The sequence below is a fragment of the Streptomyces actinomycinicus genome (assembly GCF_016741775.1).
Taxonomy (GTDB): Bacteria; Actinomycetota; Actinomycetes; order Streptomycetales; family Streptomycetaceae; genus Streptomyces; species Streptomyces actinomycinicus.
Map to the genome: position 1 here is coordinate 1 of NZ_JAERRK010000013.1, position 24,628 is coordinate 24,628.

Sequence of the window (24,628 nt, forward strand, 5' to 3'; positions counted from 1 at the left end):
GAGTCGGTTTTCCCACCCGCTCCGGGCATCCGTGTCCAGCGCGTGAAGTGCTGGGGTTCCCGGTCGGGCGGAGCCGTAAACGTACTGGAGCGGGGCGCCCCGATGCAAATCGAGGCGCCCCGCTCCTGAGTCACACCCGACGGGGCGTCAGACCTCCACGACCACAGGGAGGATCATCGGCCTGCGGCGGTACGTGTCCGAGACCCACTTGCCGAGGGTCCGGCGGATCAGCTGCTGGAGCTGGTGGGGCTCCACGACGCCGTCCTGGGCGGACCGCTCCAGGACTTCGGTGATCTTCGGGAGGACGTCCGAGAAGGCCGCGTCCTCGATGCCCGAACCCCGGGCCTGGACGTGCGGACCCCCGGTGATCTTGCCGGTGGAGGCGTCCACGACCACGAAGACCGAGATGATGCCCTCGTCCCCGAGGATCTTCCGGTCCTTCAGCGCCGGCTCGCCGACGTCGCCGACCGAGAGGCCGTCGACGTACACGTAACCCGCCTGGACCTTGCCGGAGATCTTGGCCTTGCCCTCGACGAGGTCGACCGCCACGCCGTCCTCGGCGATGACGATCCGGTCGTGCGGGACACCCGTGAGGGCGCCCAGCTCGGCGTTGGCCCGCAGGTGGCGCCACTCGCCGTGGACCGGCATGAGGTTCCTCGGGCGGCAGATGTTGTAGAAGTACAGCAGTTCGCCCGCGGACGCGTGGCCGGAAACGTGCACCTTGGCGTTGCCCTTGTGGACGACGTTGGCGCCCCAGCGGGTGAGGCCGTTGATCACGCGGTAGACCGCGTTCTCGTTGCCGGGGATCAGCGAGGACGCCAGGATGACCGTGTCGCCGTCGACGATGCGGATCTGGTGGTCGCGGTTGGCCATGCGGGACAGGGCGGCCATCGGCTCTCCCTGGGAACCCGTGCAGACCAGGACCACCTCGTGGTCGGGCAGGTCGTCCAGGGTCTTGACGTCGACCACCAGGCCCGGCGGGACCTTCAGGTAGCCGAGGTCGCGGGCGATGCCCATGTTCCGGACCATGGAGCGGCCGACGAAGGCGACCCTGCGGCCGTACTCGTGCGCCGCGTCCAGGATCTGCTGGATGCGGTGGACGTGGCTGGCGAAGCTCGCCACGATGATCCGCTTGCGGGCACCGGCGAAGACCTGCCGCAGGACGTTGGAGATGTCGCGCTCGTGCGGCGTGAAGCCGGGGACCTCGGCGTTCGTCGAGTCACTGAGGAGAAGGTCGATGCCCTCCTCGCTCAGCCGCGCGAAGGCGTGCAGGTCGGTGAGGCGGTTGTCCAGCGGGAGCTGGTCCATCTTGAAGTCGCCGGTGTGCACGACCATGCCGGCGGGCGTGCGGATGGCGACCGCCAGCGCGTCCGGGATGGAGTGGTTGACGGCGATGAACTCGCAGTCGAAGGGGCCGACGCGCTCGCGGTTCCCCTCCGCCACCTCGAGGGTGTACGGACGGATCCGGTGCTCCTGGAGCTTGGCCTCGATGAGGGCGAGGGTCAGCTTGGAGCCGATCAGGGGGATGTCCGGCTTCTCGCGGAGCAGGAAGGGGACGCCGCCGATGTGGTCCTCGTGGCCGTGCGTGAGGACGATGCCCTCGATGTCGTCAAGGCGGTCCCGGATGGACGAGAAGTCCGGCAGGATCAGGTCGATTCCGGGCTGCTCCTCCTCGGGGAAGAGCACGCCGCAGTCGACGATCAGCAGGCGGCCTCCGTACTCGAAGACCGTCATGTTCCGGCCGATCTCGCCGAGACCGCCGAGCGGGGTGACCCGCAGGCCGCCCTCGGGGAGCGGCGGAGGCGGGCCGAGTTCAGGATGCGGATGACTCAAAAGACTCTCCTCACCACGCGCGCCACGTACCGGTCGGGCACGTGGCGCGCATGACGTTCGTGCAGAAGCAGTTGTCGTTGTGGGGTGCGGGCACCGGTGGCCCGCCGTCTTCTGTTGTTCTTCAGTTGTGAGGCCTGTGTGGTGCCAAGTCTGTTGTCAGAGCTGTACCCCGCCGGCAGCAAGATCGATCTTGAGCTGGGCGATCTCCTCGGGCGAGCACTCGACCATGGGCGAGCGCAGCGGCCCGGCGGGCAGTCCCTGCAGGGCGAGCGCGGCCTTGGTGGTCATGACGCCCTGGGTGCGGAACATACCCGTGTAGACGGGGAGCAGCTTCTGGTGGATCTCGGTGGCCTTGACGACGTCGCCGGAGACGTACGCGTCCACCAGGGCGCGCAGGTCCGGGGTGACCACGTGTCCTACGACCGAGACGAAGCCGACGGCGCCCACGGAGAGCAGCGGGAGGTTCAGCATGTCGTCGCCGGAGTACCAGGCGAGACCGGACTGGGCGATGGCCCAGCTGGCGCGGCCCAGGTCTCCCTTGGCGTCCTTGTTGGCGACGATCCGCGGGTGCTCGGCGAGCCGGACGAGCGTCTCGGTGTTGATCGGGACGCCGCTGCGGCCGGGGATGTCGTAGAGCATGACCGGCAGACCGGCTGCGTCGGCGACGGCCGTGAAGTGCCGGTACAGGCCCTCCTGCGGGGGCTTGTTGTAGTACGGCGTGACGACCAGGAGACCGTGGGCACCGTCGCGCTCGGCCTGGCGGGCCAGCTCGATGCTGTGGTGGGTGTCGTTGGTTCCGACGCCGGCGACGACGTGGGCACGGTCGCCGACGGCCTCCAGGACGGCTCGTACCAGGTCCGATTTCTCCGCGTCGCTGGTGGTGGGGGACTCGCCGGTGGTGCCGTTGATGATCAGGCCGTCGTTGCCTGCGTCCACCAGGTGGGCGGCGAGCCGCTGCGCGCCGTCGAGGTCGAGTGCGCCGTCCGCCGTGAAGGGCGTGACCATGGCGGTGAGGACCCGCCCGAAGGGGGTCTGCGGAGTCGAGGTCGGAGCCATGGGTAACACGCTACTCGGTGCTTGAAGCGGGGTGTGCCCTCGGGGTGTCGGGAAAGTCAGGACAAATATGGAGCCCGGCACTGCCTGCTCGGGGGTTCAAGCAGTGCCGGGTCCGTTTGATCAGGCTAGATGAACTTCTCTAAATGCCGCAATACGGACACTTCGCCAGACTGATCCGTACACCCGTTCCCGAAGGCCGAACACGGCTTCGTTACGGGGCCACACGTCCGTTCGCGTTGTAGGCGCCGTACGTCAGCGGCATGAGCTTCGCCCACTCCGCCTCCATCTTCTCGCCCACCATCTCGATCTCCCGCTGCGGGAAGGACGGCACCTTGGCCAGCTCGTGCTGGGTGCGCAGGCCGAGGAAGTGCATCAGGGAGCGGGCGTTGCAGGTGGCGTACATCGAGGAGTACAGGCCGACCGGGAGGGCCGCGCGGGCGACCTCACGGGCGACGCCCTCGGCGAGCATCTTCTGGTACGCCGTGTACGCCTGCTCGTAGGACTCCCGGAGGGTGCCCGTGACCGCCTCGTGCTGGGCCGGGGTGCCCTCGACGAAGACGTACTTGCCGGGACGGCCCTGCTGGACGAGCTTGCGGGAGGTGTCGGGGACGTAGAAGACGGGCTGCAGCTCCCGGTAGCGGCCGGACTCCTCGTTGTACGACCAGCCGACCCGGTGCCGCATGAACTCGCGGAAGACGAAGATCGGGGCGCTGATGAAGAAGGTCATCGAGTTGTGCTCGAACGGGCTGCCGTGCCGGTCGCGCATCAGGAAGTTGATCAGGCCCTTAGAGCGCTCGGGGTCCTTCTTCAGCTCGTCCAGGGACTGCTCGCCGGCGGTGGAGACGCGGGCGGCGAAGAGGACGTCGGCGTCCGAAGCGCTGGACTTCACCAGCTCGACGGTGACATCGCTGCGGAACGTGAGCGACTCGTGGGTGGTCACGGGGGTCGGGGTCCTTCCCATCACTTTGTGGTTCGCGCCCACCTTACGGGGCACCCGCCGGCTGCCGGAGCAGTACCTCGCCTCAAAAAACGCACCCGCGATTTTTTCGGACATGGGCACCATTTGTGTCACTCGAGCGTCTGTACCGGTGAGGCCTTCATGTTCGGCCGAAAACCCTGAGAGGAGAGCAAACCGCCATGTTCCGTCGGCGTGAGCCCGTGCCCTTCGCCTTCCTGGCCGAGGCGGACCGGTTCCGCAGCAATGTCACTCCCCCGCCCCGCACGCGGGCGTCCTTCGGCGAGACGGCCGGGCGCTGGCTGCTGGGACTGACCCTCGTCGCCGGGCTCGTCGGCTCCCTGATCCTGGCCATGCCGGCGCTGTCCACGCCCTCCAGTACGCCGACGCAGCACTCCCAGGCGTCCCAGGGGCGCTGAGTCCGGGCGCGTTCCGGCGACGCCGGCGGGCGGTTACCCTTCCGGACGCTCAAGGCTGGTGGGCCGGAACACGGCCGGATAGCCTCACCACAGCCCACGCGAGGACCGGAGCACGTGGGCCCGCGAGTGAGGACCAGCCGTGCCCCTGCCCTTCCTGACCGCCGAGCGCACCTTCGAGACGACGTCCGAGAGCGCGCTGCCGTACGACGATCCGGACCACTGGCGGCGCCCCTACCGGCCCGGGCCCTGGCGGGTGTGCGCGGCCGCGCTGGGCCTGCTGCTCGCTTCGTTCGTCCTCTTCGGCGCCGTCCTCATCGCTCTGACCTCGCTGTCCTCCGCGGGCGCGGTCCTCGTCGCGGGCCTGGCGATCGTCGTCGGAGCGCTGCGGCTGCTGCGCATGGGCGTGTGGGTCAGCGGGCGCGGGCTGCGCCGGGTCGGCTTCCTGCGCACGCGGACGCTGCCGTGGGCGCGGGTGGTCTCCGTGCGGACGGTGCAGCAGCCGGTGCGCTGGCTTGGGCTGCCGCGGACGGTGCAGGGGCAGGCGCTGGCGCTCGTGCGCAAGGACCGGCGCGCCGAGGACACCCCGCCGCTGCTGACCACGCACGGCCTGGACTTCCTGGGCCGTCCGGTGGCCTTCGACCGGGCGGCGGACGCGGTGGAGGCATGGGCCGCGGAGAACCGGCGCGGCTGAGGCTCGGCGAGGATCAGACCGGGGCCGGCCGGCCGTCGTGCAGGGCGATGGCCCGCTGCATCGCCTTGCGGGCGCGCGGGGTGTCGCGGGCGTCGTGGTAGGCGACGGCGAGCCGGAACCAGCAGCGCCAGTCGTCGGGGGACGCCTCCGTCTCGGCCTTGCGCTTGGCGAAGACCTCGTCGGCCGAGTCCCGGTCGATGCGGCCGCCCTCGGTGCGCTTCAGCTCGTCGACGGGCAGTCCGCCCTCGGCGTCGAGTTCGGCGGCGAGCTGGTTGGCCCGGCGGACGAACTGGGTGTTCTTCCACAGGAACCACAGGCCGATGACCGGCAGGATCAGCACCGCCACCCCGAAGGTGACGGTGAGGAGCGTGCCGGACTGGATGAGCATCACGCCGCGGCTGCCGACCAGGACGAAGTAGAAGACCAGGACGGCGGCCGTGACGAGGTAGGTGATCTTCGCGCGCATGACGAGTGGACTCAGCTCAGGTCGAGGAAGTGCTCCAGGCCGAAGGTCAGGCCCGGAGTGGTCACCACGCGGCGGGCGCCGAGCAGGATGCCCGGCATGAAGCTGCTGTGGTGCAGGGAGTCGTGGCGGACGGTGAGGGTCTCGCCCTCGCCCCCGAGGAGGACCTCCTGGTGGGCCAGCAGGCCCCGTAGGCGGACCGCGTGCACCGGAACGCCGTCGACGTCCGCGCCGCGGGCACCCTCCAGGGCCGTGACGGTGGCGTCCGGCGCCGGGGCCGTACCGGCGGCCCGGCGGGCCTCGGCGATGAGCTGGGCCGTGCGCGTGGCGGTGCCGGAGGGAGCGTCCACCTTGTTCGGGTGGTGCAGCTCGACCACCTCGACGGACTCGAAGTAGGGCGCGGCGATCTGCGCGAACTTCATGGTCAGCACGGCACCGATGGAGAAGTTCGGCGCGATGAGCACGCCGGTCTCCGGGGACTGGGCGAGCCAGCCCTTGAGCTGCGCGAGGCGGTCGTCGGTCCACCCGGTCGTGCCGACGACCGCGTGGATGCCGTGGCGCACGCAGAAGTCGAGGTTGCCCATGACCGAGGCGGGCGTGGTCAGCTCGACGGCGACCTGGGCGCCGGTTTCCGCCAGCGTCTCCAGCTTGTCGCCCCGGCCGAGGGCGGCGACCAGCTCCATGTCCTCGGCGGCCTCGACCGCCCTGACCGCCTCGGACCCGATCCGGCCCCTGGCACCGAGGACCGCCACGCGCAGCTTGCTCATGTTCCTGCTTCCTAACCGGTGGTGTTTCAGGCGACGGCGTCGTGCAGCCGGGCCGCCTGCTTGTCCTTCAGCGGGCCGATGACCGACAGCGAGGGCCGATGTCCCAGGATGTCCCGGGCGACCGAGCGGACCTCGTCCGGGGTGACCGCCGCTATCTCCCCCAGCATGTCGTCGACGGACATCTGCTCGCCCCAGCACAGCTCGCTCTTGCCGATACGGTTCATCAGTGCGCCGGTGTCCTCCAGGCCCAGGACCGTGGAGCCCCGGAGCTGGCCGATGGCGCGGGCGATCTCCTCGTCGGAGAGGCCGTTCTGCGCGACGTGGTCGAGTTCGTCGCGGCAGATCCGCAGCACGTCGTGCACCTGGCTGGGCCGGCAGCCGGCGTAGACGCCGAACAGACCGCAGTCGGCGAAGCCGGAGGTGTACGAGTACACGCTGTAGGCGAGGCCCCGCTTCTCCCGGACCTCCTGGAAGAGCCGTGAGGACATGCCGCCGCCGAGGGCGGTGTTGAGCACGCCCATGGCCCAGCGGCGGTCGTCGGTGCGGGCGAGGCCCGGCATGCCGAGTACGACGTGCGCCTGCTCGGTCTTGCGGCCGAGCAGCTCGACCTTCCCGGAGGTGCGGATCCTGCGGCTGCCGTCGCGCGGGGCGACGGGCTGCGCGTCCACGTCCTTGAAGGCGCCGGCCTTCTCGAAGGCCGCGCGGACCTGGCGTACGACCTTGTTGTGGTCGATGTTGCCGGCGCAGGCGACCACCAGGTGGGTCGGGTCGTAGTGCTTCTTGTAGAAGCGGCGGATGCGGTCGGCGGTGAGGGCGTTCACCGTGTCGACCGTGCCGAGGACCGGGCGGCCGAGGGCGTTGTCGCCGAACATGGTGTGCGCGAACAGGTCGTGCACGCAGTCGCCCGGGTCGTCCTCGGTCATGGCGATCTCTTCGAGGATCGCGCCGCGCTCGACGTCGACGTCCTCCTCGAGGACCAGCGAGCCGGTCAGCATGTCGCAGACGACGTCGATGGCGAGGGGCAGATCGGTGTCGAGCACGCGCGCGTAGTAGCACGTGTACTCCTTCGCCGTGAACGCGTTCATCTCGCCGCCGACGGCGTCGAGGGCGGAGGAGATGTCGAGCGCGCTGCGGCGGGACGTGCCCTTGAAGAGCAGGTGCTCCAGGTAGTGCGTGGCGCCGTTCAGAGCCGGGGTCTCGTCGCGGGAGCCGACGTGCGCCCAGATGCCGAAGGTCGCGGAGCGGACCGAGGGCAGGGTCTCGGTGACGATGCGCAGGCCGCCCGGGAGGGTGGTCTTGCGGACCGTGCCGATGCCGTTCTGGCCCTTGATGAGGGTTTGGGTACGGGCGACGGCCCGCGCCTCCGAAGAGGGGCGGGCCGTCGCCTTGGAGCTACGGGACGTCACTGCTCGGCGTCGTCCTTCTGACCCGCGGCAGCGCCGCTGTCGGAATCGGTGTCGGAGCCCTCTTCGCCCTCGATCACGGGGACCAGGGAGAGCTTGCCGCGGGAGTCGATCTCGGCGATCTCGACCTGGACCTTCTGGCCCACGCCGAGGACGTCCTCGACGTTCTCCACGCGCTTGCCGCCGGCGAGCTTGCGGATCTGCGAGATGTGCAGCAGGCCGTCCTTGCCGGGCAGCAGCGAGACGAACGCACCGAAGGTGGTCGTCTTGACGACCGTGCCCAGGTAGCGCTCGCCGACCTCGGGCATCGTCGGGTTGGCGATGCCGTTGATCGTGGCGCGGGCGGCCTCCGCCGAGGGACCGTCGGCGGCACCGATGTAGATCGTGCCGTCGTCCTCGATGGTGATCTCGGCGCCGGTGTCCTCCTGGATCTGGTTGATCATCTTGCCCTTGGGGCCGATGACCTCACCGATCTTGTCGACCGGGATCTTGACGGTGATGATCCGCGGGGCGTGCGGGGACATCTCGTCGGGCCGGTCGATGGCCTCCATCATCACGTCGAGGATGTGGAGACGGGCGTCGCGGGCCTGCTTGAGGGCCGCGGCCAGGACGGAGGCCGGGATGCCGTCCAGCTTCGTGTCGAGCTGGAGGGCGGTCACGAACTCCTTGGTGCCGGCGACCTTGAAGTCCATGTCGCCGAAGGCGTCCTCCGCACCGAGGATGTCGGTGAGGGTGACGTAGTGCGTCTCGCCGTCGATCTCCTGGGAGATCAGGCCCATGGCGATACCGGCGACGGGGGCCTTCAGCGGCACACCTGCGTTCAGCAGCGACATGGTGGAGGCGCAGACCGAGCCCATGGACGTCGAGCCGTTGGAGCTGAGCGCCTCGGAGACCTGGCGAATCGCGTAGGGGAACTCCTCGCGCGTCGGCAGGACCGGCACGAGGGCGCGCTCGGCGAGGGCGCCGTGGCCGATCTCGCGGCGCTTCGGGGAGCCGACGCGGCCGGTCTCACCGGTGGAGTACGGCGGGAAGTTGTAGTTGTGCATGTAGCGCTTGCGGGTCACCGGGGAGAGGGTGTCCAGCTGCTGCTCCATGCGGAGCATGTTGAGGGTGGTGACGCCCAGGATCTGGGTCTCGCCACGCTCGAACACCGCGGAGCCGTGCACCCGCGGGATGGCCTCGACCTCGGCGGCCAGCGTGCGGATGTCGGTGACACCGCGGCCGTCGATGCGCTTCTTCTCCTTGATCACGCGCTCGCGGACCAGCTGCTTGGTGAGCGAGCGGTACGCGGCGGAGATCTCCTTCTCGCGGCCCTCGAACTCCGGCAGGAGCTTCTCGGCGGCCAGACCCTTGACGCGGTCCAGCTCGGCCTCGCGCTCCTGCTTGCCGGCGATGGTGAGCGCCTGGGCCAGCTCGGGGCGGACGGCCGCGGTCAGGGCCTCCAGGACGTCGTCCTGGTAGTCCAGGAAGATCGGGAACTCGCCGGTCGGCTTGGCGGCCTTGGCGGCGAGGTCGGCCTGGGCGCGGCACAGGACCTTGATGAAGGGCTTCGCGGCGTCGAGGCCGGCGGCGACGACGTCCTCGGTCGGCGCCTCGGCGCCGCCCTCGACGAGCTTGATGGTGCCCTCGGTGGCCTCGGCCTCGACCATCATGATCGCGACGTCGCCGTCCTCCAGGACGCGGCCGGCGACGACCATGTCGAAGACGGCGTCCTCCAGCTCGGTGTGCGTCGGGAACGCGACCCACTGGCCGCGGATCAGCGCGACGCGGACGCCGCCGATCGGGCCGGAGAAGGGCAGGCCGGCCAGCTGCGTGGACGCGGACGCGGCGTTGATCGCGACGACGTCGTACAGGTGGTCGGGGTTGAGGGCCATGATCGTGGCGACGACCTGGATCTCGTTGCGCAGGCCCTTCTTGAAGGACGGGCGCAGCGGGCGGTCGATGAGGCGGCAGGTGAGGATCGCGTCCTCGGACGGCCGGCCCTCACGGCGGAAGAAGCTGCCGGGGATCTTGCCGGCGGCGTACATCCGCTCCTCGACGTCCACCGTGAGCGGGAAGAAGTCGAGCTGGTCCTTGGGGTTCTTGGAGGCGGTGGTGGCCGACAGCACCATGGTGTCGTCGTCCAGGTACGCCACGGCGGAGCCGGCGGCCTGCTTGGCCAGGCGGCCCGTCTCGAAGCGGATGGTACGGGTGCCGAAGGCGCCGTTGTCGATGACGGCCTCGGCGTAGTGGGTCTCGTTCTCCACTAGCGTTTTCTCCGTTACTTATCGTCTTTCGTCCCTTGGCTGCCCGTGTGGCAGGGGGACTGTGGCGGAGAAGCGCGCCGTGCGGTGCGGGCCGGTCTTCGATCGAAGCACCCGGGGCTCGCTTCCCCCCGGGGGCCACTACCGAGGACCGGCGGCGGCGAGGTGCACTTCTCGCTGTTCGTTGTCGTGCTGTGTCGTACGTATTGCGTTGTGCTACCACACTACAAAGCGTGAGTGACACTCCGCACGTTTCCCCACGTACGAGGGAGCGTTCCGCGTGCGCGGCAGGGCCCCGCATACGGCAAAGGGAGCGGTCCCCGAGTTCGTCCGGGAACCGCTCCCCTCACGGCGTCCTACTTGGCGCCCGCCGCACCGCGGCGGATGCCGAGGCGGTCGACCAGCGTACGGAAGCGCTGGATGTCCTTCTTCGCCAGGTACTGCAGGAGGCGACGGCGCTGACCGACCAGGATCAGCAGACCACGACGGGAGTGGTGGTCGTGCTTGTGGGTCTTGAGGTGCTCCGTCAGGTCGGAGATCCGACGGGACAGCAGAGCGACCTGGACCTCGGGGGAGCCGGTGTCACCCTCCTTGGTACCGAACTCGGCGATGATCTGCTTCTTCGTAGCGGCGTCGAGCGACACGCGTACTCCTCATAGTCTGTGAGTGCCACCGAGTGCCCCCGGTCTACGTCTCGGGGGAGCTTCCGTTACTCGGGAGGCGGGGATCCGCTGGGCGCGGCCTCCAGAACCGGCGGTTCCGGGGGTGCGTACACAAACGGCCGTCAGCCAGAGTAGCAGGCGATGGCCGGCCTCTTTCGCCCGGTCGGCGAAGGGGCCTGGTGGGACGGGCCCGGCCACTAGGGTGAGCGGCGGGACCGTACCTACCTCGGAGAGGGGTCGCTGCACGATGGCCGAGACGGAAGCGGAGATCAAGGCGCGCAAGGAGCGGGAGCGGGACGAGCTGTACGCGCTCGACATCTCGGGCGTCGAGTGGCACTGCGCGCCGGGCACGGAGGAGCACGAGGAGCGGGTCGAGATCGCGTACCTGCCCGCCGGGGCGGTGGCGATGCGGTCCTCCCTCGACCCGGACACCGTGCTGCGCTACACGGAGGCGGAGTGGCGGGCGTTCGTGCTGGGGGCGCGGGACGGGGAGTTCGATCTGGAGCCGATGGCTCACAACGGGGGGCTCGAGGTGCAGTGAGCCGCGCAGTGGGAAAGGGGCGGCACGTGTGTGCCGCCCCTTTCCCGTAGCAGTGGGTCTAGCTGGTCATGGCCCGGGCCTGCGCGTACACGTCGAAGACGGCGAGGGCCAGCGGGATCAGCGTGAGCAGGACGAAGCTCTCGGCGATCTCCAGGAAGCGCCCCCAGAAGGGTGTGACACCGCGGCGAGGGGTGATCAGGCCGATCGCGGTGACCAGGGCGGTGGCGGCGGCGATCGCCGCGGCGAGCCAGACACTGCGGATGTTGAGGGCGGCGGCGTCGCCCTGCAGGGCGTCGATCAGGTAGTCGCGGGGCGGGTTCAGGGCGAGCCCGAGGCCGAGGAAGACGATCGCCGCGAGTCCGGCGGCCAGGGTGGCGCCGACCTGTGCGGTGTAGCGGAACAGGTGCGCCCGCATCAGCATGGCCACGCCGGTGGCGAGGGCCAGGAGCTGGGCCCAGGTGTTGGTGGAGAAGCCGAGGACGATCGACGCGCCCACCGCGACGAGGGCACAGCCGCCGACGAGGCCGACGAGGAGTTCGTGGCCGCGCCGGGCCTGAGCGGCCACCCGCTCGGCGTCCACGGGCTCCTGCGGGGCCGGCTCGCCGCTGTCGTAGCCGCCGCGCGCGGGGTTGGGCGGTTCGAAGCCGATGGGCAGCCGCGCGAACCGCATGGACAGTCCGGGGAGGAAGGCCAGCGCCACGACGGACAGCGGGGCGCAGACGGCGGCCGTCTCGATGGGCGACAGGTCGGTGAGGATCGCGATGAAGGTCGTGATCAGACCGATGGCGGAGGCGAACACGAACGCCACGAACGGTCCGTCGCCGCCCGGCGACACCAGGGTGAGGACCAGGGAGGCGACCAGGACCGTCGTGCAGGCGAGCAGGAACTGGAGTCGTCCGATGCCCTCGCCGGCGGAGAGCGACAGCAGTCCCGATCCGGCCACGGCGATGTTCGGCAGGGCACCGAGTCCCAGCGCCACCGCGGATCCCCGGTCGTCGTACACACGCGCGCGTACGCACGCGACGGTGACGAGCAGGATGCCGCAGACGCCGGCGAGGATGCCCTGCAGGCTGTGCATGTCGTGCCGGATCTGGGAGTTCCAGGCGACGAACGCGAGCAGGGCGGGCAGGATGCCGCCCGCGACGAGACCGGCGGCCCTGGTGAGGTCGCCGCTCCACAGGGCGCGGTCCCGGGTGACGGCGGCGGCCACCGCCTCGGAGACGTCGTCGAGAACGGCCGGCGGCAGCGACTCGGCGAACGGGCGCAGGGTGAGCAGCTCGCCGTCGAGGATGCGCTGGGCGGTGAAGGACCGGGCGCCGTCCAGGACGGTGCCGTCGCGCCGCACGAGGTGGTAGCCGACCGGTGCGCCCTCGGCGGGGCTCTGCTGGGACAGCCGCAGGATCTCCGGGTACAGGTCGGCGACCGGTACGTCGTCGGGCAGTGCCACGTCGATGCGGCTGTCGGGCGCCACGATGGTGACGCGGCAGAAGCCGAATCCCATGCCCGCCCCGGAAGGGGCTCCGGTGCCCGGTCCACCGGTCGCGCCGGCCGGCGCGGAGGCCGTCATGCTCACCTGCTGTTCCCCCTCGTCGGTGGTGGGGCGGCGCATGGTGCCACCGCGCACCTTCCGCCCGTAAAGATGCTGTGTAGGTTGTGCCGCGCCCGCCCGCTCCACCGGCCGACCGAGCGGTCCTGGCCGTGGTGCGCGGGAGGCGCTTGCTTCGAACCGTTGCGGATTGCCCGGGTTTTCCCCGTGCCGATTCGCAACTGCTCACACGCTTCACGGGCACCCTACCGCCCGTCGTCGCCGGTGGTTGTCAGTAGGATCGCGGTTCGCGATCGACGTCCGCCTGACACGGGGCGGTGGACGAAACATCTCGGTCCGGCAAGGGAATTGGTGCGTAGTGAGTCACATCGTCGTCAAGCGCCCGCCAAGGGCACTGCCGAAGGAAGTGCCCACGGAAGAGGTCGTGCTGCAGGCTCCGCCGGAACTGCCGCGCGGACAGCAGGAAGGCGCACTGATGCAGCTCCTGCCCATGCTCGGCATGGGCGGATCGGTGGTGTTCTTCTTCAACCCCCAGGCCCAGCCCTTCATGAAGATCATGGGTCTGGTGATGGTGGCCTCGACGATCGCCATGGGCATCTCGATGCTGGTCCGCTACCGCCGCGGCAACCAGGGCCAGATGGCCGATCTGCGCCGTGACTACCTGCGCTACCTCTCGCAGACGCGGCGTGCCGCCATGGAGACCGCGAAGACCCAGCGCGACACCCAGTACTACCTGCACCCTTCGCCGGAGCAACTGTGGGCGCTGGTCGCCGAGGGCAGCCGGGTGTGGGAACGGCGCACCGGTGACGAGGACTTCGCGCAGGTCCGCGTGGGCCTCGGCCCGCAGTCCCTGGCCACTCCCCTGGTCCCGCCGCAGACCGCCCCGGTCGACGAGCTGGAGCCGCTGACCGCCGGCGCCATGCAGCGTTTCCTGGCCACCCACGGCACTCTCGACGACCTGCCGATGGCGGTGTCGCTGCGCGCCTTCTACCACGTGACGATCAGCGGTGAACCGGCCACCGTGCGCGGCACCGCCCGGGCCGTCACCGCCTCCCTCGCCTCGTTGCACTCCCCCGAGGACCTCGCCGTCGCCGTCGTCACCGGACGCGAATCGGCGCCCGAGTGGGAGTGGGCCAAGTGGCTGCCGCACGTGCAGGCGCCGGGTGTCGCCGACGGCGCCGGCAGCGTCCGCCTGATCTCCGGCAACCCGGTGGAGCTGGAGGACCGGCTCGCCTCACGCCTCGAGGGGAGACCGCGTTTCCACCCGGGTGGCGCGCCCGTTCCCGAGCAGCCGCACCTGGTGGTGGTGCTGGACGGCGTCTCCTTGCCGCCGACGTCCTTGCTGGCCAACCCCGAGGGCCTGCAGGGCGTGACGGTGCTGGAGGTCGTTCCGGGTGACCTCACCACCGGCCGTGGGGACCTGGCGGTCATCGTGCAGCCCGGCGAACTGCGCCTGGAGTCGGGTCACGGCATGGTCTACGAGGGGACTCCGGACGTCCTCTCGTACGAGGCGGCGGAGGCCCTCGCCCGCCAACTGGCGCCGCTGCGGGTGGCGTCGGGCGGCGACGACGACGAACCGCTGCTGGCCAACCTGGAGTTCACCGACCTGCTGAACCTGGGCGACGCGGCCTCGGTCGACCCGAAGCGGACGTGGCGGCCGCGTTCGCAGTCGGAGCGGCTGCGCGTGCCGATCGGTGTCGGTGAGGACGGCCGGCCCGTGATGCTCGACCTCAAGGAGGCGGCGCAGGAGGGCATGGGCCCGCACGGCCTGTGCGTCGGTGCGACGGGCTCCGGCAAGTCCGAGCTGCTGCGCACGCTCGTTCTCGGCCTCGCCGTGACCCATTCCTCCGAGACACTGAACTTCGTCCTCGCCGACTTCAAGGGTGGCGCCACGTTCGCCGGCATGGCCCAGCTGCCGCACGTGGCGGCCGTGATCACCAACCTCGCGGACGACCTGACCCTCGTCGACCGCATGGGTGACTCGATCCGTGGTGAGCTGAACCGCCGTCAGGAGATGCTCCGCGACGCGGGCAACTACGCCAACATCCACGACTACGAGAAGGCGCGCGCGGCGGGAGCGCCCCTGCAGCCCATCCCCTCCCTCGTCCTGGTGATCGACGAGTTCAGCGAACTGCTCACCGCCAAGCCGGACTTCATCGAGATGTTCGTGCAGATCGGCCGTATCGGCCGTTCGCTGGGAGTGCACCTGCTGCTGGCTTCGCAGCGCCTGGAGGAAGGCCGTCTGCGGGGTCTGGAGACCTACCTGTCGTACCGCATCGGTCTGCGGACGTTCTCGGCGGCCGAGTCCCGCGCCGCGCTCGGCGTCCCGGACGCCTACGAGCTGCCGAACGTGCCGGGCTCCGGATTCCTGAAGTTCGGTACGGACGAGATGGTGCGCTTCAAGGCCGCGTACGTCTCCGGCGTCTACCGCACCAGCTCGCAGCAGGCGGCGGCGCTCGGTGGCCCGCTGCCCGTCGACCGCAGGCCGGTCCTGTTCACCGCGGCCGAGGTGCCGGTGCAGTACGTGGCCGTTCCCCGGCAGCGGCAGGAGGAGAGCGGCTCGCGGCAGGACGACGCGCTCGCCGACACGGTCCTCGATGTGATCGTGCGGCGTCTGGAGGCCCAGGGTCCGGCCGCTCACCAGGTGTGGCTGCCCCCGCTGGACAGCCCGCCGTCGCTCGACGCGCTGCTGCCCGGTCTCGCCGCCGTGCCCGGCCGCGGTATGACCCAGCCGGGGTACGAGGGTGCGGGCCGGCTCGTCGTCCCGACCGGTCTCATCGACAAGCCCTACGAGCAGCGGCGCGACCCGCTCTGGCTCGACTTCGGCGGCGCGGCCGGCCACATGCAGATCGTCGGTGGCCCGCAGTCCGGCAAGTCGACGCTGCTGCGCTCGATCATCGCGTCGTTCGCGCTGACCCACACCCCGCGCGAAGTGCAGTTCTACGGACTGGACTTCGGTGGTGGCGGCATGGCCTCGGTGGCCGGTCTGCCGCACGTGGGCGGCGTCGCGTCCCGTCTGGACCCGGAGAAGGTGCGGCGTACGACGGCCGAGGTGTACGGCGTCATGACCCGCCGCGAGGAGTACTTCCGCTCCTCGGGCATCTCGTCCATCGCGGAGTTCCGGGCGCGCCGGGCGCGCGGTGAGATCTCGGTGACGGATCAGCCCTGGGGCGACGTCTTCCTGGTCATCGACGGCTGGGGCAATTTCCGTACGGACTACGAGGCTCTGGAGCCGCTGGTCCTGGACATCGCCGCCCGCGGCCTGGGCTACGGCATCCACCTCATCCTCACCGCCTCGCGCACGATGGAGGTCCGCGCGAACCTCAAGGACCACCTGATGAACCGCCTCGAGCTGCGGCTGGGTGATCCCATGGACTCGGAGATCGACCGCAAGATCGCGGCGAACGTCCCGTCCGGCGTGCCGGGACGTGGTCAGACCCCGCAGAAGCAGCACTTCATGGCGGCGGTGCCGCGCATCGACGGTCTCTCCTCGGACACGGACCTCGCGGAGGCGACGGCGGCCCTCGCGGCCGAGGTGACCCGCCACTGGCAGGAGCCGGGTGCGCCGGAGGTACGTCTGCTGCCGCGCGAGTTCCCGGCGACCCAGCTTCCTCCGGGCGACCGTTTCCCGCACCGGGGCATCTCCTTCGCCCTGGACGAGGACAACCTCGAGCCGGTGTTCGTGGACTTCGAGCAGGACCCGTTCTTCCTGGTGTTCGGCGAGAGCGAGTCCGGCAAGTCGAACCTGCTGAAGCTGCTGATCAAGCGCCTGACCGAGCGGTACGACGGCAACACCTGCAAGCTCTTCGTCGTCGACAACCGCCGCTCGCTGCTCGGCGTGACCCCGGAGTCGCATCTGGCCGAGTACATCCCCATGTCGAACCAGATGCAGCACCACATGGACGCACTCGCCGACCTCATGCAGCGCCGTACGCCGACCGCCGACGTGACGCCGGAGCAGCTGCGCAACCGCAGCTGGTGGCAGGGGCCCACGGTGTACGTCGTCATCGACGACTACGACCTCGTGTCCACGTCGAGCGGCAACCCGCTGGCCGGCCTGACGGAACTGCTGCCGTTCGCCCGTGACGTCGGTGTCCGTTTCATCATCGCCCGGTCCACGGCGGGCGGCGGGCGCGCCGGTTACGAGTCCTTCATGCAGCGCATCAAGGAACTCGGCGCCCAGGGCGTGGTCCTCGCCGGCGATCCGGCCGAGGGCGACCTGCTGGGCGGTGTCCGGCCGCGGCCGATGCCTGCGGGGCGGGGCGTCTTCGTGTCGCGGAAGCGGGGCAAGCCGATGGTTCAGGTGGGTCTCGTGCCGGACGGAACGAACTGACGCCGACCGCGTGCCACATCGTGCTGCCGCCTGCCTCCCGTCCCAGGACGGGAGGCAGGGCGCTCAGAAGATCTTCAGGGCGTCGACCGAGCTGTCGTGCATGATGAAGAAGCGGTTGCCGAGGGTGGCCAGCCGGCCGTAGTCGAAGCGGGGCAGTTCGTACCGCCACACCTGCTTGCCCTCGACGGCCCTCGCCGTCTTCAGCTCCATCGGGTCCGAGTCGGTGAGACCGTAGTCGATCGCCCAGACACCGTGGCCGGCGGGCAGGATGCGACTGTTGGCGGCGGCGGTCATCGGCCGGAAGTAGGCGTGGGTGCGCTCGGGTGTCCACATGTCGCTGCCGTCACGCTTGTCCACGCGTATGGGGTAGACGTCCTTGGTGGCATAGAGCGCGTCCGCGGTCGCCACCGGCGTTCCCCAGTAGGTCTTGTCCCAGGTCTTCACGCTCCAGCTCAGCTCCCCGTCACTGAGCCGGCGGGCCTGGAGGGTCTTGCCGTTGAGATAGGCGGTGTCGCCGTGGATCGCCGGGCGCACCGAGACGTCGTCGGGGTCGAGGTCGGCGGTCCGGGTCCATGCCGTTCGGCCGTCGCTCGTCCGGACGGCGAGAACGCTGCCGTTCGCCGCCGCCACCAGCAGCGTGCCCCGGGCGGTGACACCGGGGAGCCTCAGATCCTTGCGGAAGTCGCCGGGGACGGTCGTGGTCCACCGGACCTTGGCGTCCGCGCGACCGATGCTGCGCAGTCTGCCGCCCTTGGTGAGGACGTACACGGCTTCCGTGTCGGCGGCGAGCAGTGAGGCGGCTTCGGCGGCCGGACAGGTCCATTTGGGCTCTCCGGTGGAAGGGACGAAGGTCCGCAGCGTGCCGTGGATGTCCGTCCCGGCGACGAGCCGGTCCGACAGCGACAGGTAGCCGGCCTTCGCCACGGCCGCGGGCGCGACCCAGCGCCGCTTGCCGTTCCTCACGTCGTGCGCCGCGATGCCGCCGCCGGGCGAGCCGAAGACGAGGACGTCCCGCACGGGCAGCAGCACCGGGGAGTAGAGGTCTGCCACGTCGCTCATCGACCAGAGGGCGGTGCGAGTGCTGTAGGACGTCACGTCCGGGCCGGGTTGGCTCTCCAGCCGCTCCATGGGGGTGCGTACGGCGGGAGGTATGCGGAAGGGATCGCTCTTCCTGGCCGGGTGTGCCGTACCGCCCCGGCCGCCGAGCCACCAGGCCGTCGTACCGCCGCCGGCCGCGACGACCACACCCGCGGCGGAGAGCCCGGTGATCAGCCGCCGCCGTGTCACGGTTGCCGGCTCGTCCGTGACCTGGGCCGTGATCCGGGTGGTCAGCCGGTGGGCATCGGTCTCCCGCTTCTTGATGGCGTCCGCGATCTTGCCGCGCCGCCATACCCGTTCGGCTCCCCTGGGCGCTGCCACGGCTTGCGCGATCTGCGGCGGGAGGGGGCGTGCGGCAGGGTCCTTCGCGAGGCAGGGGCCGATGAGGTCCTGCAGGTGCGGGGCCATGTCACCGAACCTGGGCCGGCCGTGCACGACCTCGTACTGCAGCGCCGCCACGTGCTCGCCGTCGAACGCTCGTCCGCCGGTGGCGGCGTACACGAGCACGGCGCCGAGCGAGAACACGTCGGCGGCCGGGCCGACGCGCTGTCCCAGTACCTGCTCGGGCGCGCCGTAGCCGGGTGTGATCGGGATCTGCCCGGTGGTCGTCAGGGTGAGCCCGTGTTCGGGCCGGGCGATGCCGAAGTCGATGACACGGGGGCCGTCCGACGTGAGCACGATGTTCGGGGGCTTGAGGTCGCGGTGCACGAAGCCCGCCGCGTGGATGTCGGCGAGGGTCCGTGCCAGGGAGGCGGCCAGGGCGCGCAGGGCGGGCTCGGCGAGGGGGCCGTAGGTGTCCACCACCTGGTCCAGGGTGAGCCCCGCGAGGAACTCGGTGCCGATCCAGGGCCGTGCCCCCTCGGTGTGTGCCCCGAGCACGGCCGCGACACCCTTGCTGCGCACGGCCTGCGCGGCCTGTGCCTCGCGGACGAAGCGCTGGGCGAGGTCGGTGTCGTGGGCGAGTTCGGGTCGCAGCACCTTGACGGCGGCGAGGACGCCGCCACGGTCCTGGCCGACGTAGACCTTGCCCATGCCGCCCTCGCCGAGGACGCCGAGCAGGCGGTAGGGGCCGAGCCGGACGGGGTCGCCGGTGCCGAGGGGTTTCATGGTGAGGCCGGTCCTTCTGCCGAGGGATCACTTGAGCGGGTAGGCGGAGATGAGGCCGGGGTCCACGCCGAGGATCAGCCCCGCCCGGGTGTCCGTGTGGAAGTGCTCCGCGGTCGTCCTGAAGGTCAGGGCGGTCGTGTGGTCCGACAGCGACACGGCCCGCAGCTGCAGCCCGTTCTTGTAGTACGCGTACCGCGTGCCGACGATCGGCCGCCAGCCCGTGTACGCCCTGTCCGCCTCGGCTGTCGTCTCGGTCCACAGGGTCTTGCCCCGAGCCGCGTCCACCGCCGTGAGTCCTGCACCCTCCCCGACGGTGTACAGCACGCCCTCGTGCAAGGTCGGCGGGCTGTACGCCTGTCCGCTCCTGAGGGCCCAGGCCTGTCCCCCGTCGCTGAGCCGCAGGGCGCGCAGCCGCGCGCCGCCGAGGTAGACGTGGTTCTCGTCGGCGGCGATGCCGCTCCGGAGGGAGTCGGGGCCGTCGGCGTCGTACGGCTCGTCCCACAGGACGGTTCCGTCGCGGGTGTCGCGTACGACGATGTGCACCTTGCCGTCCGCCGGTTCCTGATGGGTCACCAGCCGGTCGCCGACGACCTTCGCGGCGAGGAAGTGAAGCCGCTTGCTCTTGCCGGACCGTTTCGGCAGCGGCTTGTTCCAGAGCGTCCTGCCGGTCCTGAGATCGGCGGCACGCAGCGTCCAGATCTGTGAGTCCGAGAATCCCTTGTCCTCCGGGGCCTTGCCGTAGCCCACCGCCACGTAGGCGACATCGCCGGAGATGCAGAGGAGCTGGTTCGGCATGATCTCGGCGGACGCGGCCTCGAGACGGGTCGAGGTCGGATGGATGTAGTTCTGTTTCTCGTCCCAAGCCGCGATCACCATGGAACGTCCGTTCCCGGTGAAGTCCGTGTCGAGCAGGTACAGCCGGCCGTTCGCCGCCGTGGCCTGCCACCAGTCCGTGTCGAACGGCATCTTCTCCTGCAGCTGTCCCGTGGACGGGTCGAGGCGCTTGGCGATCGCGTGCAGGTTCAGCCAGATCGATCCGTTGGCGTGGTAGGGCGCGAGCAGGCCCCAGCCGAAGACGTCGAGGTCGCTTCCGTTGTTCTCCCACAACGGCTCGAGGTTGCGGGTCTGCTCGGGCTCCTTCTTCTCCGCCCCGGCCGGAACGGCTCGGCGCCCTCGGTACCACCACACGCCTCCGCCCGCGGCCGCGGACACCGCGAGTGCGCCGCCGGCGGCGGCCAGGAACCGGCGGCGCGAGGCACCGTGCCGAGCCGGTGAGGTGACCATGTCGTGGCCGGCCTCGACCGGTTGTGCCGGCAGCCGCGGGGGCGCCGGCCGCCAGACCTCGGCGGCCCGCCGGCCGATGTCCGCGAGCAGCCCGGGCGGCAGGTGCTCGGCGAACTCACCGCTTCCGTCGTGGAGTCCGGCCGCCAACTGCTCCGTCGTGGGCCGCTCCCCCGGCTCCTTGGCCAGGCAACGGGCGAGCAGCGGTACGAGCGCGGCCGGTACGCCGCTGAGGTCCGCCTCCGCGTACCGCACCCGGTACAGCAGGTCCGCGGCCTGCCCGTGGCCGAACGGGGCCCGCCCGGTCGCCGCGTACACGAGTACCCCGGCGAGCGCGAACACGTCACCGGCCGCGTCATGGTCCTGCCCGGCGGCCTGTTCCGGCGACATGAACGCCGGGGTTCCGACCGCGGCGCCGGCACGGGTCAGCCGGTCGTCGCCGATGGCCCGGGCGATGCCGAAGTCGATGACCTTCGGCCCGTAGGCCGTGACGAGGATGTTGGACGGCTTGAGGTCACGGTGCACGACGTCCGACCGGTGCAGCTGGCCGAGCGCCGAGCACAGGGCGGCGCCCAGCGCGCGTACGGACTGCTCGGGCAGCGGTCCCCCGCTTTCGACGGCCTCGTCCAGCGGCGGCCCCAGCACATACTCCGTGGCCAGCCAGGGCGTCTTTGCGAGTGGGTCCGCGTCCATCACCCGTGCCCCGAACCGGTCGCCGATGACCCGGGCGGCATCCGCCTCCAGCCGGAAGCGGGTACGGGCCGCCGGGTCCGCGGCGATGCCGGCGTGCATGGTCTTCAGGGCGACGGTACGCCCGCCGGCCGAGCGGGCCAGGTAGACGGTACCCATGCCTCCGCTGCCGAGCCGGGCGAGGAGCCGGTAGGGGCCGAGAGCGACGGGATCGTCGTGGGTGAGGGGAGTCGGCATGGGGTTCTTGTCTCAGTGGCGGGAGCTGGGGCGTGGTGGGGTTCAGGCGGCCGGGCCGGTGAGCCACCCGGCCGGGGGGTCAGGCGGCCGGGGCCGGTGAACCGCCCGGCAAGGGGTCAGGCGGCCGGGGCCGGTGAGCCACCCGGTGGCGACGGTTGCGCGGGCGCCGGTACCGCCACCTCCGCGGCCAGCACGGAGGCCGACTGGTGGACGATGGCGGCGACGACTCGGCCGGGCAGCCATCCGGGACCGAGCAACGCCTCCGCGCGCGTGGGTGAAGCGAATCCCGCCGGGATGCCCGAGGGGGCGACATCCCCCGCCAGCTCATCGATGACCTGCGAGAGCTGCGGCCGGTGGACCGGGTCACGCGAGAGGCACCGCGTGACGAGCGAGCGCAGCGCGGGCGGCAGTTCTTCCCGTTCCGGCATCGTGTAGCCGGTGGCGGCATAGGCGAGCGTGGCGCCCAGTGCGTACACGTCGCCCAGTGGGCGGGGCTGCCCGCCCGTGGCCTGCTCGGGCGGCAGGCTGCCCGGATCGAGTCCGGCCGACTCCCGGCGTGGGGCACCGTCCGGTCCCGCGGCCCGTACCGCCCCGAAACAGGTGAGCCGGGGGCCGTCCGCGCCGATCAGCGCGGCGGACGGGCAGAGTCCCGCGTGGGTCAGGTTCTGTCCGTGTATCACGGCGAGGTTCTCGGCCAGCGCGACGGCGAGCGCCCGGACCGTCCGCTCGGGCAAGGGGCCGCCGTGCACGGCGAGCGCCACGGGCAGCGGGAGCGCGGGCAGGTACGGGCGCGCGTGCCACGCCTGCTCGCCGGGGGCGGCGAGTTCGACGGCCGGCAGCACCCAGGGTCCGAGCAGATACCGGGAGGCGTCGGCCTCGGCCATGAACCGCTGCGGGTCGGCCGTCGCCAGGGGGCTGCTGAGCAGTACGGTGCGGTCACCGTCGGCGCTGCGGGCGATGAAGCGGTGCTCGGGGACCGGGGTGTGGGCGGGGATGCCGGCGTCGAGGCGGGTGACGACGGTGTACGGGCCGAACCGTCGAGCACCTCGGGGTGTCTGTCCTGTGCCTGGCGTGCGCATGTTCCTTCTTCGTCCTCCGGCTCCGGTCGACGGCTCGGCACAGCAGCAGGGTGGGCGCCTCCCGCGCGCGCCCACCCTGGAGTTGCTTCTTGCGAGCCCCGTCCTACCGGAAGTAGCTGGCCGCCTTCTTGTCGCCTTCCATGTACGTACCGCCGGACTGGGCGACGACGTGGCCGATACCGGTCAGCGCCTGGTGGATGTCGTTCGCTTCCTTGTCCCAGTGCTGCAGCTTCTCGTTGAACGTGTCCTGGGCCGCACCCTCCCAGTACTGCAGGCTGCTCACCACCAGACGGCGCAGCTCCGTCAGGTCCTGCTCGAGCTGGCTCGCCTCGTTACCGATCTTGGTCGCCGCGACGTCGAGCCCGTCGTAAGTTACTGACAGGCCGTCAGCGTTGTTGGCCATCCCTGTTACCTCGTCTCGCTGATGTGAATCTGGTCGGTGTGCCGGCTGCCCGGCAGAAGCCCTGAGCGCCGCTCGGCTCAGTAGGAGCTGAGCGGGGAGACCGTCGGAGCGCCGTCCCGGACGTCGATCTTGTTGACGGCCGCGCGCACCTCGTCTTCCTTGCTGTCCTTGATGTTGCGCGTCGCGGTCATGGCCTCGATGACTTCACCGAGGATGCCGCCGATGGCCCGCAGCGACTGGTTGATCTCGTACTGCTTCGAGTCGAAGGCGGCACGACCGATACCGTGCCACTGGCCCTCGAGGCCGTCGATCACTCCCTGGAGGCCGTGCACCCGCTTGCGGATGCCCTCGTACTTCTCGAGCATCTGCTTCTGCAGGTTGACTACTGATGCATCTTCAAGCTTCTGCTTGTTCTCGGCCATGTCAGCCCGGCCCTTTCTCTGTCTGTCTCACCGGTCCAACTGTCTTCGTCCACCGCCGCCCGGTGTGGTACGGCGGTGAACGCGTACTGCATGCCCTGTCCGGAGATCACGGGGCTACAGACGGCTGACGACGTCACCTGGCGCGGCGCGCCCGGACGACGGCCGCAGCGCCACCGCCGACCACGACGATCGCGGCGACCGCGCCGAGCGCGACCCAGAGGGTGTTGTTGTCGTTCGACGATTCCGCGCTTGATCCTGCCGCCGAAGTCCCCCCGGACGAACCCTTTTCCGGGGCTTGTGACGAGGTTGATGCGGAGGGGGAGGGAGAGGACGAGGAGGAAGTCGCCGAGGAGGTTCCGGACTTGGCGAGGAGGTCTCCGCCGTTCTCCTTGGCAAGGGGGTCGACGTTCGCGGGGCCGGGGTTGTAGCCGGCATTCGCCAGAACCAGGCGCGGCCGAACAGTGCCGTAACCGAGGTACTTGCTCGGATCGTCCTTGGGCCACTTGCGACCGGCCGTATCGACCAGAGCACGGGTTACCTGGTTCACCGTCCAGTCAGGGTGCGCCGACCAGATCAGGGCGGCGGACGCCGAGGTGATCGCGGCTGCCGCGCTTGTCCCGTTCATGTCGTCACAGTAGGAGCGGAACGTCGCGTCACACCATCCGGGGAAATCTTGTCCCGGTGCTGCAAAGTCGACGTACCCTCCGGACGAGGAGAACTTCGAGACCGTACCGGACTCATCGGACGCGGCGACGCCGACCACGTACGAGAATGCCGCGGGGTATCCGATGGATCCCCCGGCCTTCTCACCCTCGTTACCCACCGCGGCAATCAGCAGCTTTCCTTTTGAGGCTGCGTACTGGATTGCCTCTTCCACCTTGGGCATGGGCGCCGTCTCACCGAACGACATGCTGATGATCCGCGCGTCGGTGTCGGCTGCCGCCCTGATCGCCGCTTCGGGCTCGGGGGTTTTCTTCGCTTCCGCGGCCCCACCCTTCAAGCCTTCGAGCCGGATCCGATACGGAACGATCTTCGCTTCCGGCGCCAAGCCCTTCAGGCCGCCCCCTGCTCCCGTGCCCGCGATCAACTCGGCCATGGTCGTTCCGTGGCCGGAATAATCAGCTGTGGCACCGTAGGCAACCGACTTGGGAGTTTCGCCGGCCAGGACCTGCCCCTTGAGCGATGCAGTGTCCGCCTTCACACCGGTGTCGATGACGGCGATCTTGACGCCCTTGCCCGTGCTTACCTTCCACATCTGTTCGGCCTGCATCGGGCCCAGGTACCACTGCTTCGACTGAACGTCGCCAGCGACGGCGCTCGGAGCCAAACCCACGGTCGCGGCCACCAGGGCGCCGACAGCCGCGCCCACGGCGCGCACTCGTCTACCGCTGCGCGTTCC

The 24,628-nt window shown here is 70.4% G+C and carries 19 protein-coding genes; 4 read left to right on the forward strand and 15 right to left on the reverse strand.

All coding sequences use genetic code 11. From position 1 onward, the window contains the following. Positions 1-147: 147 nt before the first annotated feature. The 3 genes from JK359_RS23515 to thyX all read right to left on the reverse strand — a co-directional run bounded on the left by JK359_RS23515 (position 148) and on the right by thyX (position 3,850). A complete protein-coding gene (locus JK359_RS23515) occupies positions 148-1,833 on the reverse strand; it encodes a ribonuclease J (protein ID WP_201839065.1) in 1,686 nt (561 codons plus the stop codon). 156 nt (positions 1,834-1,989) lie between these two features. After that, complete coding sequence (gene dapA / locus JK359_RS23520) at positions 1,990-2,889, reverse strand: 4-hydroxy-tetrahydrodipicolinate synthase (RefSeq protein WP_201839066.1); 900 nt, start codon at positions 2,887-2,889, stop codon at positions 1,990-1,992. Positions 2,890-3,100: 211 nt separating this feature from the next. Further along, positions 3,101-3,850 (reverse strand): FAD-dependent thymidylate synthase, encoded by a 750-nt coding sequence (gene thyX, locus JK359_RS23525; RefSeq protein WP_201839067.1) that lies wholly within the window; start codon positions 3,848-3,850, stop codon positions 3,101-3,103. Positions 3,851-4,026: 176 nt separating this feature from the next. On the opposite strand from thyX, the gene JK359_RS23530 reads away from it, so the two are divergent. Then, the gene (locus tag JK359_RS23530; protein ID WP_201839068.1) at positions 4,027-4,263 is read left to right on the forward strand and encodes a hypothetical protein; all 237 of its coding nucleotides are present in this window, start codon (positions 4,027-4,029) and stop codon (positions 4,261-4,263) included. 139 nt (positions 4,264-4,402) lie between these two features. Next, complete coding sequence (locus JK359_RS23535; RefSeq protein ID WP_201839069.1) at positions 4,403-4,954, forward strand: SCO5741 family PH domain-containing membrane protein; 552 nt, start codon at positions 4,403-4,405, stop codon at positions 4,952-4,954. 13 nt (positions 4,955-4,967) lie between these two features. On the opposite strand, the gene JK359_RS23540 is transcribed toward JK359_RS23535, so the two are convergent. The 5 genes from JK359_RS23540 to rpsO all read right to left on the reverse strand — a co-directional run bounded on the left by JK359_RS23540 (position 4,968) and on the right by rpsO (position 10,474). Further along, entirely contained in the window at positions 4,968-5,420 is a 453-nt protein-coding gene (locus JK359_RS23540) for a tetratricopeptide repeat protein (RefSeq protein ID WP_201839071.1), read from the reverse strand. 11 nt (positions 5,421-5,431) lie between these two features. Beyond that, positions 5,432-6,184 (reverse strand): 4-hydroxy-tetrahydrodipicolinate reductase, encoded by a 753-nt coding sequence (dapB, locus tag JK359_RS23545; protein WP_201839073.1) that lies wholly within the window; start codon positions 6,182-6,184, stop codon positions 5,432-5,434. Positions 6,185-6,210: 26 nt separating this feature from the next. Next, positions 6,211-7,590, reverse strand: coding sequence for a M16 family metallopeptidase (locus JK359_RS23550; RefSeq protein WP_201839074.1), 1,380 nt, complete (start codon positions 7,588-7,590; stop codon positions 6,211-6,213). Further along, positions 7,587-9,833: a polyribonucleotide nucleotidyltransferase gene (locus JK359_RS23555; RefSeq protein WP_201839076.1), complete on the reverse strand. Its 2,247-nt coding sequence runs from the start codon at positions 9,831-9,833 to the stop codon at positions 7,587-7,589. The genes JK359_RS23550 and JK359_RS23555 overlap by 4 nt, the downstream gene beginning before the upstream one ends. Before the next feature lie 353 nt (positions 9,834-10,186). Further along, complete coding sequence (gene rpsO, locus JK359_RS23560) at positions 10,187-10,474, reverse strand: 30S ribosomal protein S15 (RefSeq protein ID WP_030619140.1); 288 nt, start codon at positions 10,472-10,474, stop codon at positions 10,187-10,189. A gap of 265 nt (positions 10,475-10,739) precedes the next feature. On the opposite strand from rpsO, the gene JK359_RS23565 reads away from it, so the two are divergent. Continuing rightward, positions 10,740-11,033: a DUF397 domain-containing protein gene (locus JK359_RS23565; protein ID WP_201839078.1), complete on the forward strand. Its 294-nt coding sequence runs from the start codon at positions 10,740-10,742 to the stop codon at positions 11,031-11,033. 58 nt (positions 11,034-11,091) lie between these two features. On the opposite strand, the gene eccD is transcribed toward JK359_RS23565, so the two are convergent. Next, complete coding sequence (gene eccD / locus JK359_RS23570) at positions 11,092-12,600, reverse strand: type VII secretion integral membrane protein EccD (protein ID WP_201839566.1); 1,509 nt, start codon at positions 12,598-12,600, stop codon at positions 11,092-11,094. A 337-nt stretch (positions 12,601-12,937) separates the two neighbouring features. Here eccD and eccCa point away from each other — a divergent pair, with 337 nt between their 5' ends. Beyond that, positions 12,938-16,912, forward strand: coding sequence for a type VII secretion protein EccCa (gene eccCa / locus JK359_RS23575; protein ID WP_201839087.1), 3,975 nt, complete (start codon positions 12,938-12,940; stop codon positions 16,910-16,912). Between the two features lie 63 nt (positions 16,913-16,975). Here eccCa and JK359_RS23580 read toward each other — a convergent pair whose 3' ends face one another. The 6 genes from JK359_RS23580 to JK359_RS23605 form a co-directional block, all read right to left on the reverse strand. After that, a complete protein-coding gene (locus JK359_RS23580; protein ID WP_201839096.1) occupies positions 16,976-19,117 on the reverse strand; it encodes a serine/threonine-protein kinase in 2,142 nt (713 codons plus the stop codon). Positions 19,118-19,144: 27 nt separating this feature from the next. Beyond that, complete coding sequence (locus JK359_RS23585) at positions 19,145-21,325, reverse strand: serine/threonine-protein kinase (protein ID WP_201839100.1); 2,181 nt, start codon at positions 21,323-21,325, stop codon at positions 19,145-19,147. 116 nt (positions 21,326-21,441) lie between these two features. Further along, positions 21,442-22,404 carry a protein kinase family protein gene (locus JK359_RS23590; RefSeq protein ID WP_201839101.1) on the reverse strand — a complete coding sequence of 321 codons (963 nt, stop codon included), beginning with the start codon at positions 22,402-22,404 and terminating at the stop codon, positions 21,442-21,444. 103 nt (positions 22,405-22,507) lie between these two features. Further along, entirely contained in the window at positions 22,508-22,807 is a 300-nt protein-coding gene (locus JK359_RS23595) for a WXG100 family type VII secretion target (RefSeq protein WP_201839109.1), read from the reverse strand. 77 nt (positions 22,808-22,884) lie between these two features. Next, positions 22,885-23,229 (reverse strand): WXG100 family type VII secretion target, encoded by a 345-nt coding sequence (locus JK359_RS23600; protein ID WP_201839111.1) that lies wholly within the window; start codon positions 23,227-23,229, stop codon positions 22,885-22,887. A gap of 133 nt (positions 23,230-23,362) precedes the next feature. After that, entirely contained in the window at positions 23,363-24,607 is a 1,245-nt protein-coding gene (locus JK359_RS23605; protein WP_372445463.1) for a S8 family serine peptidase, read from the reverse strand. Positions 24,608-24,628 lie beyond the last annotated feature (21 nt).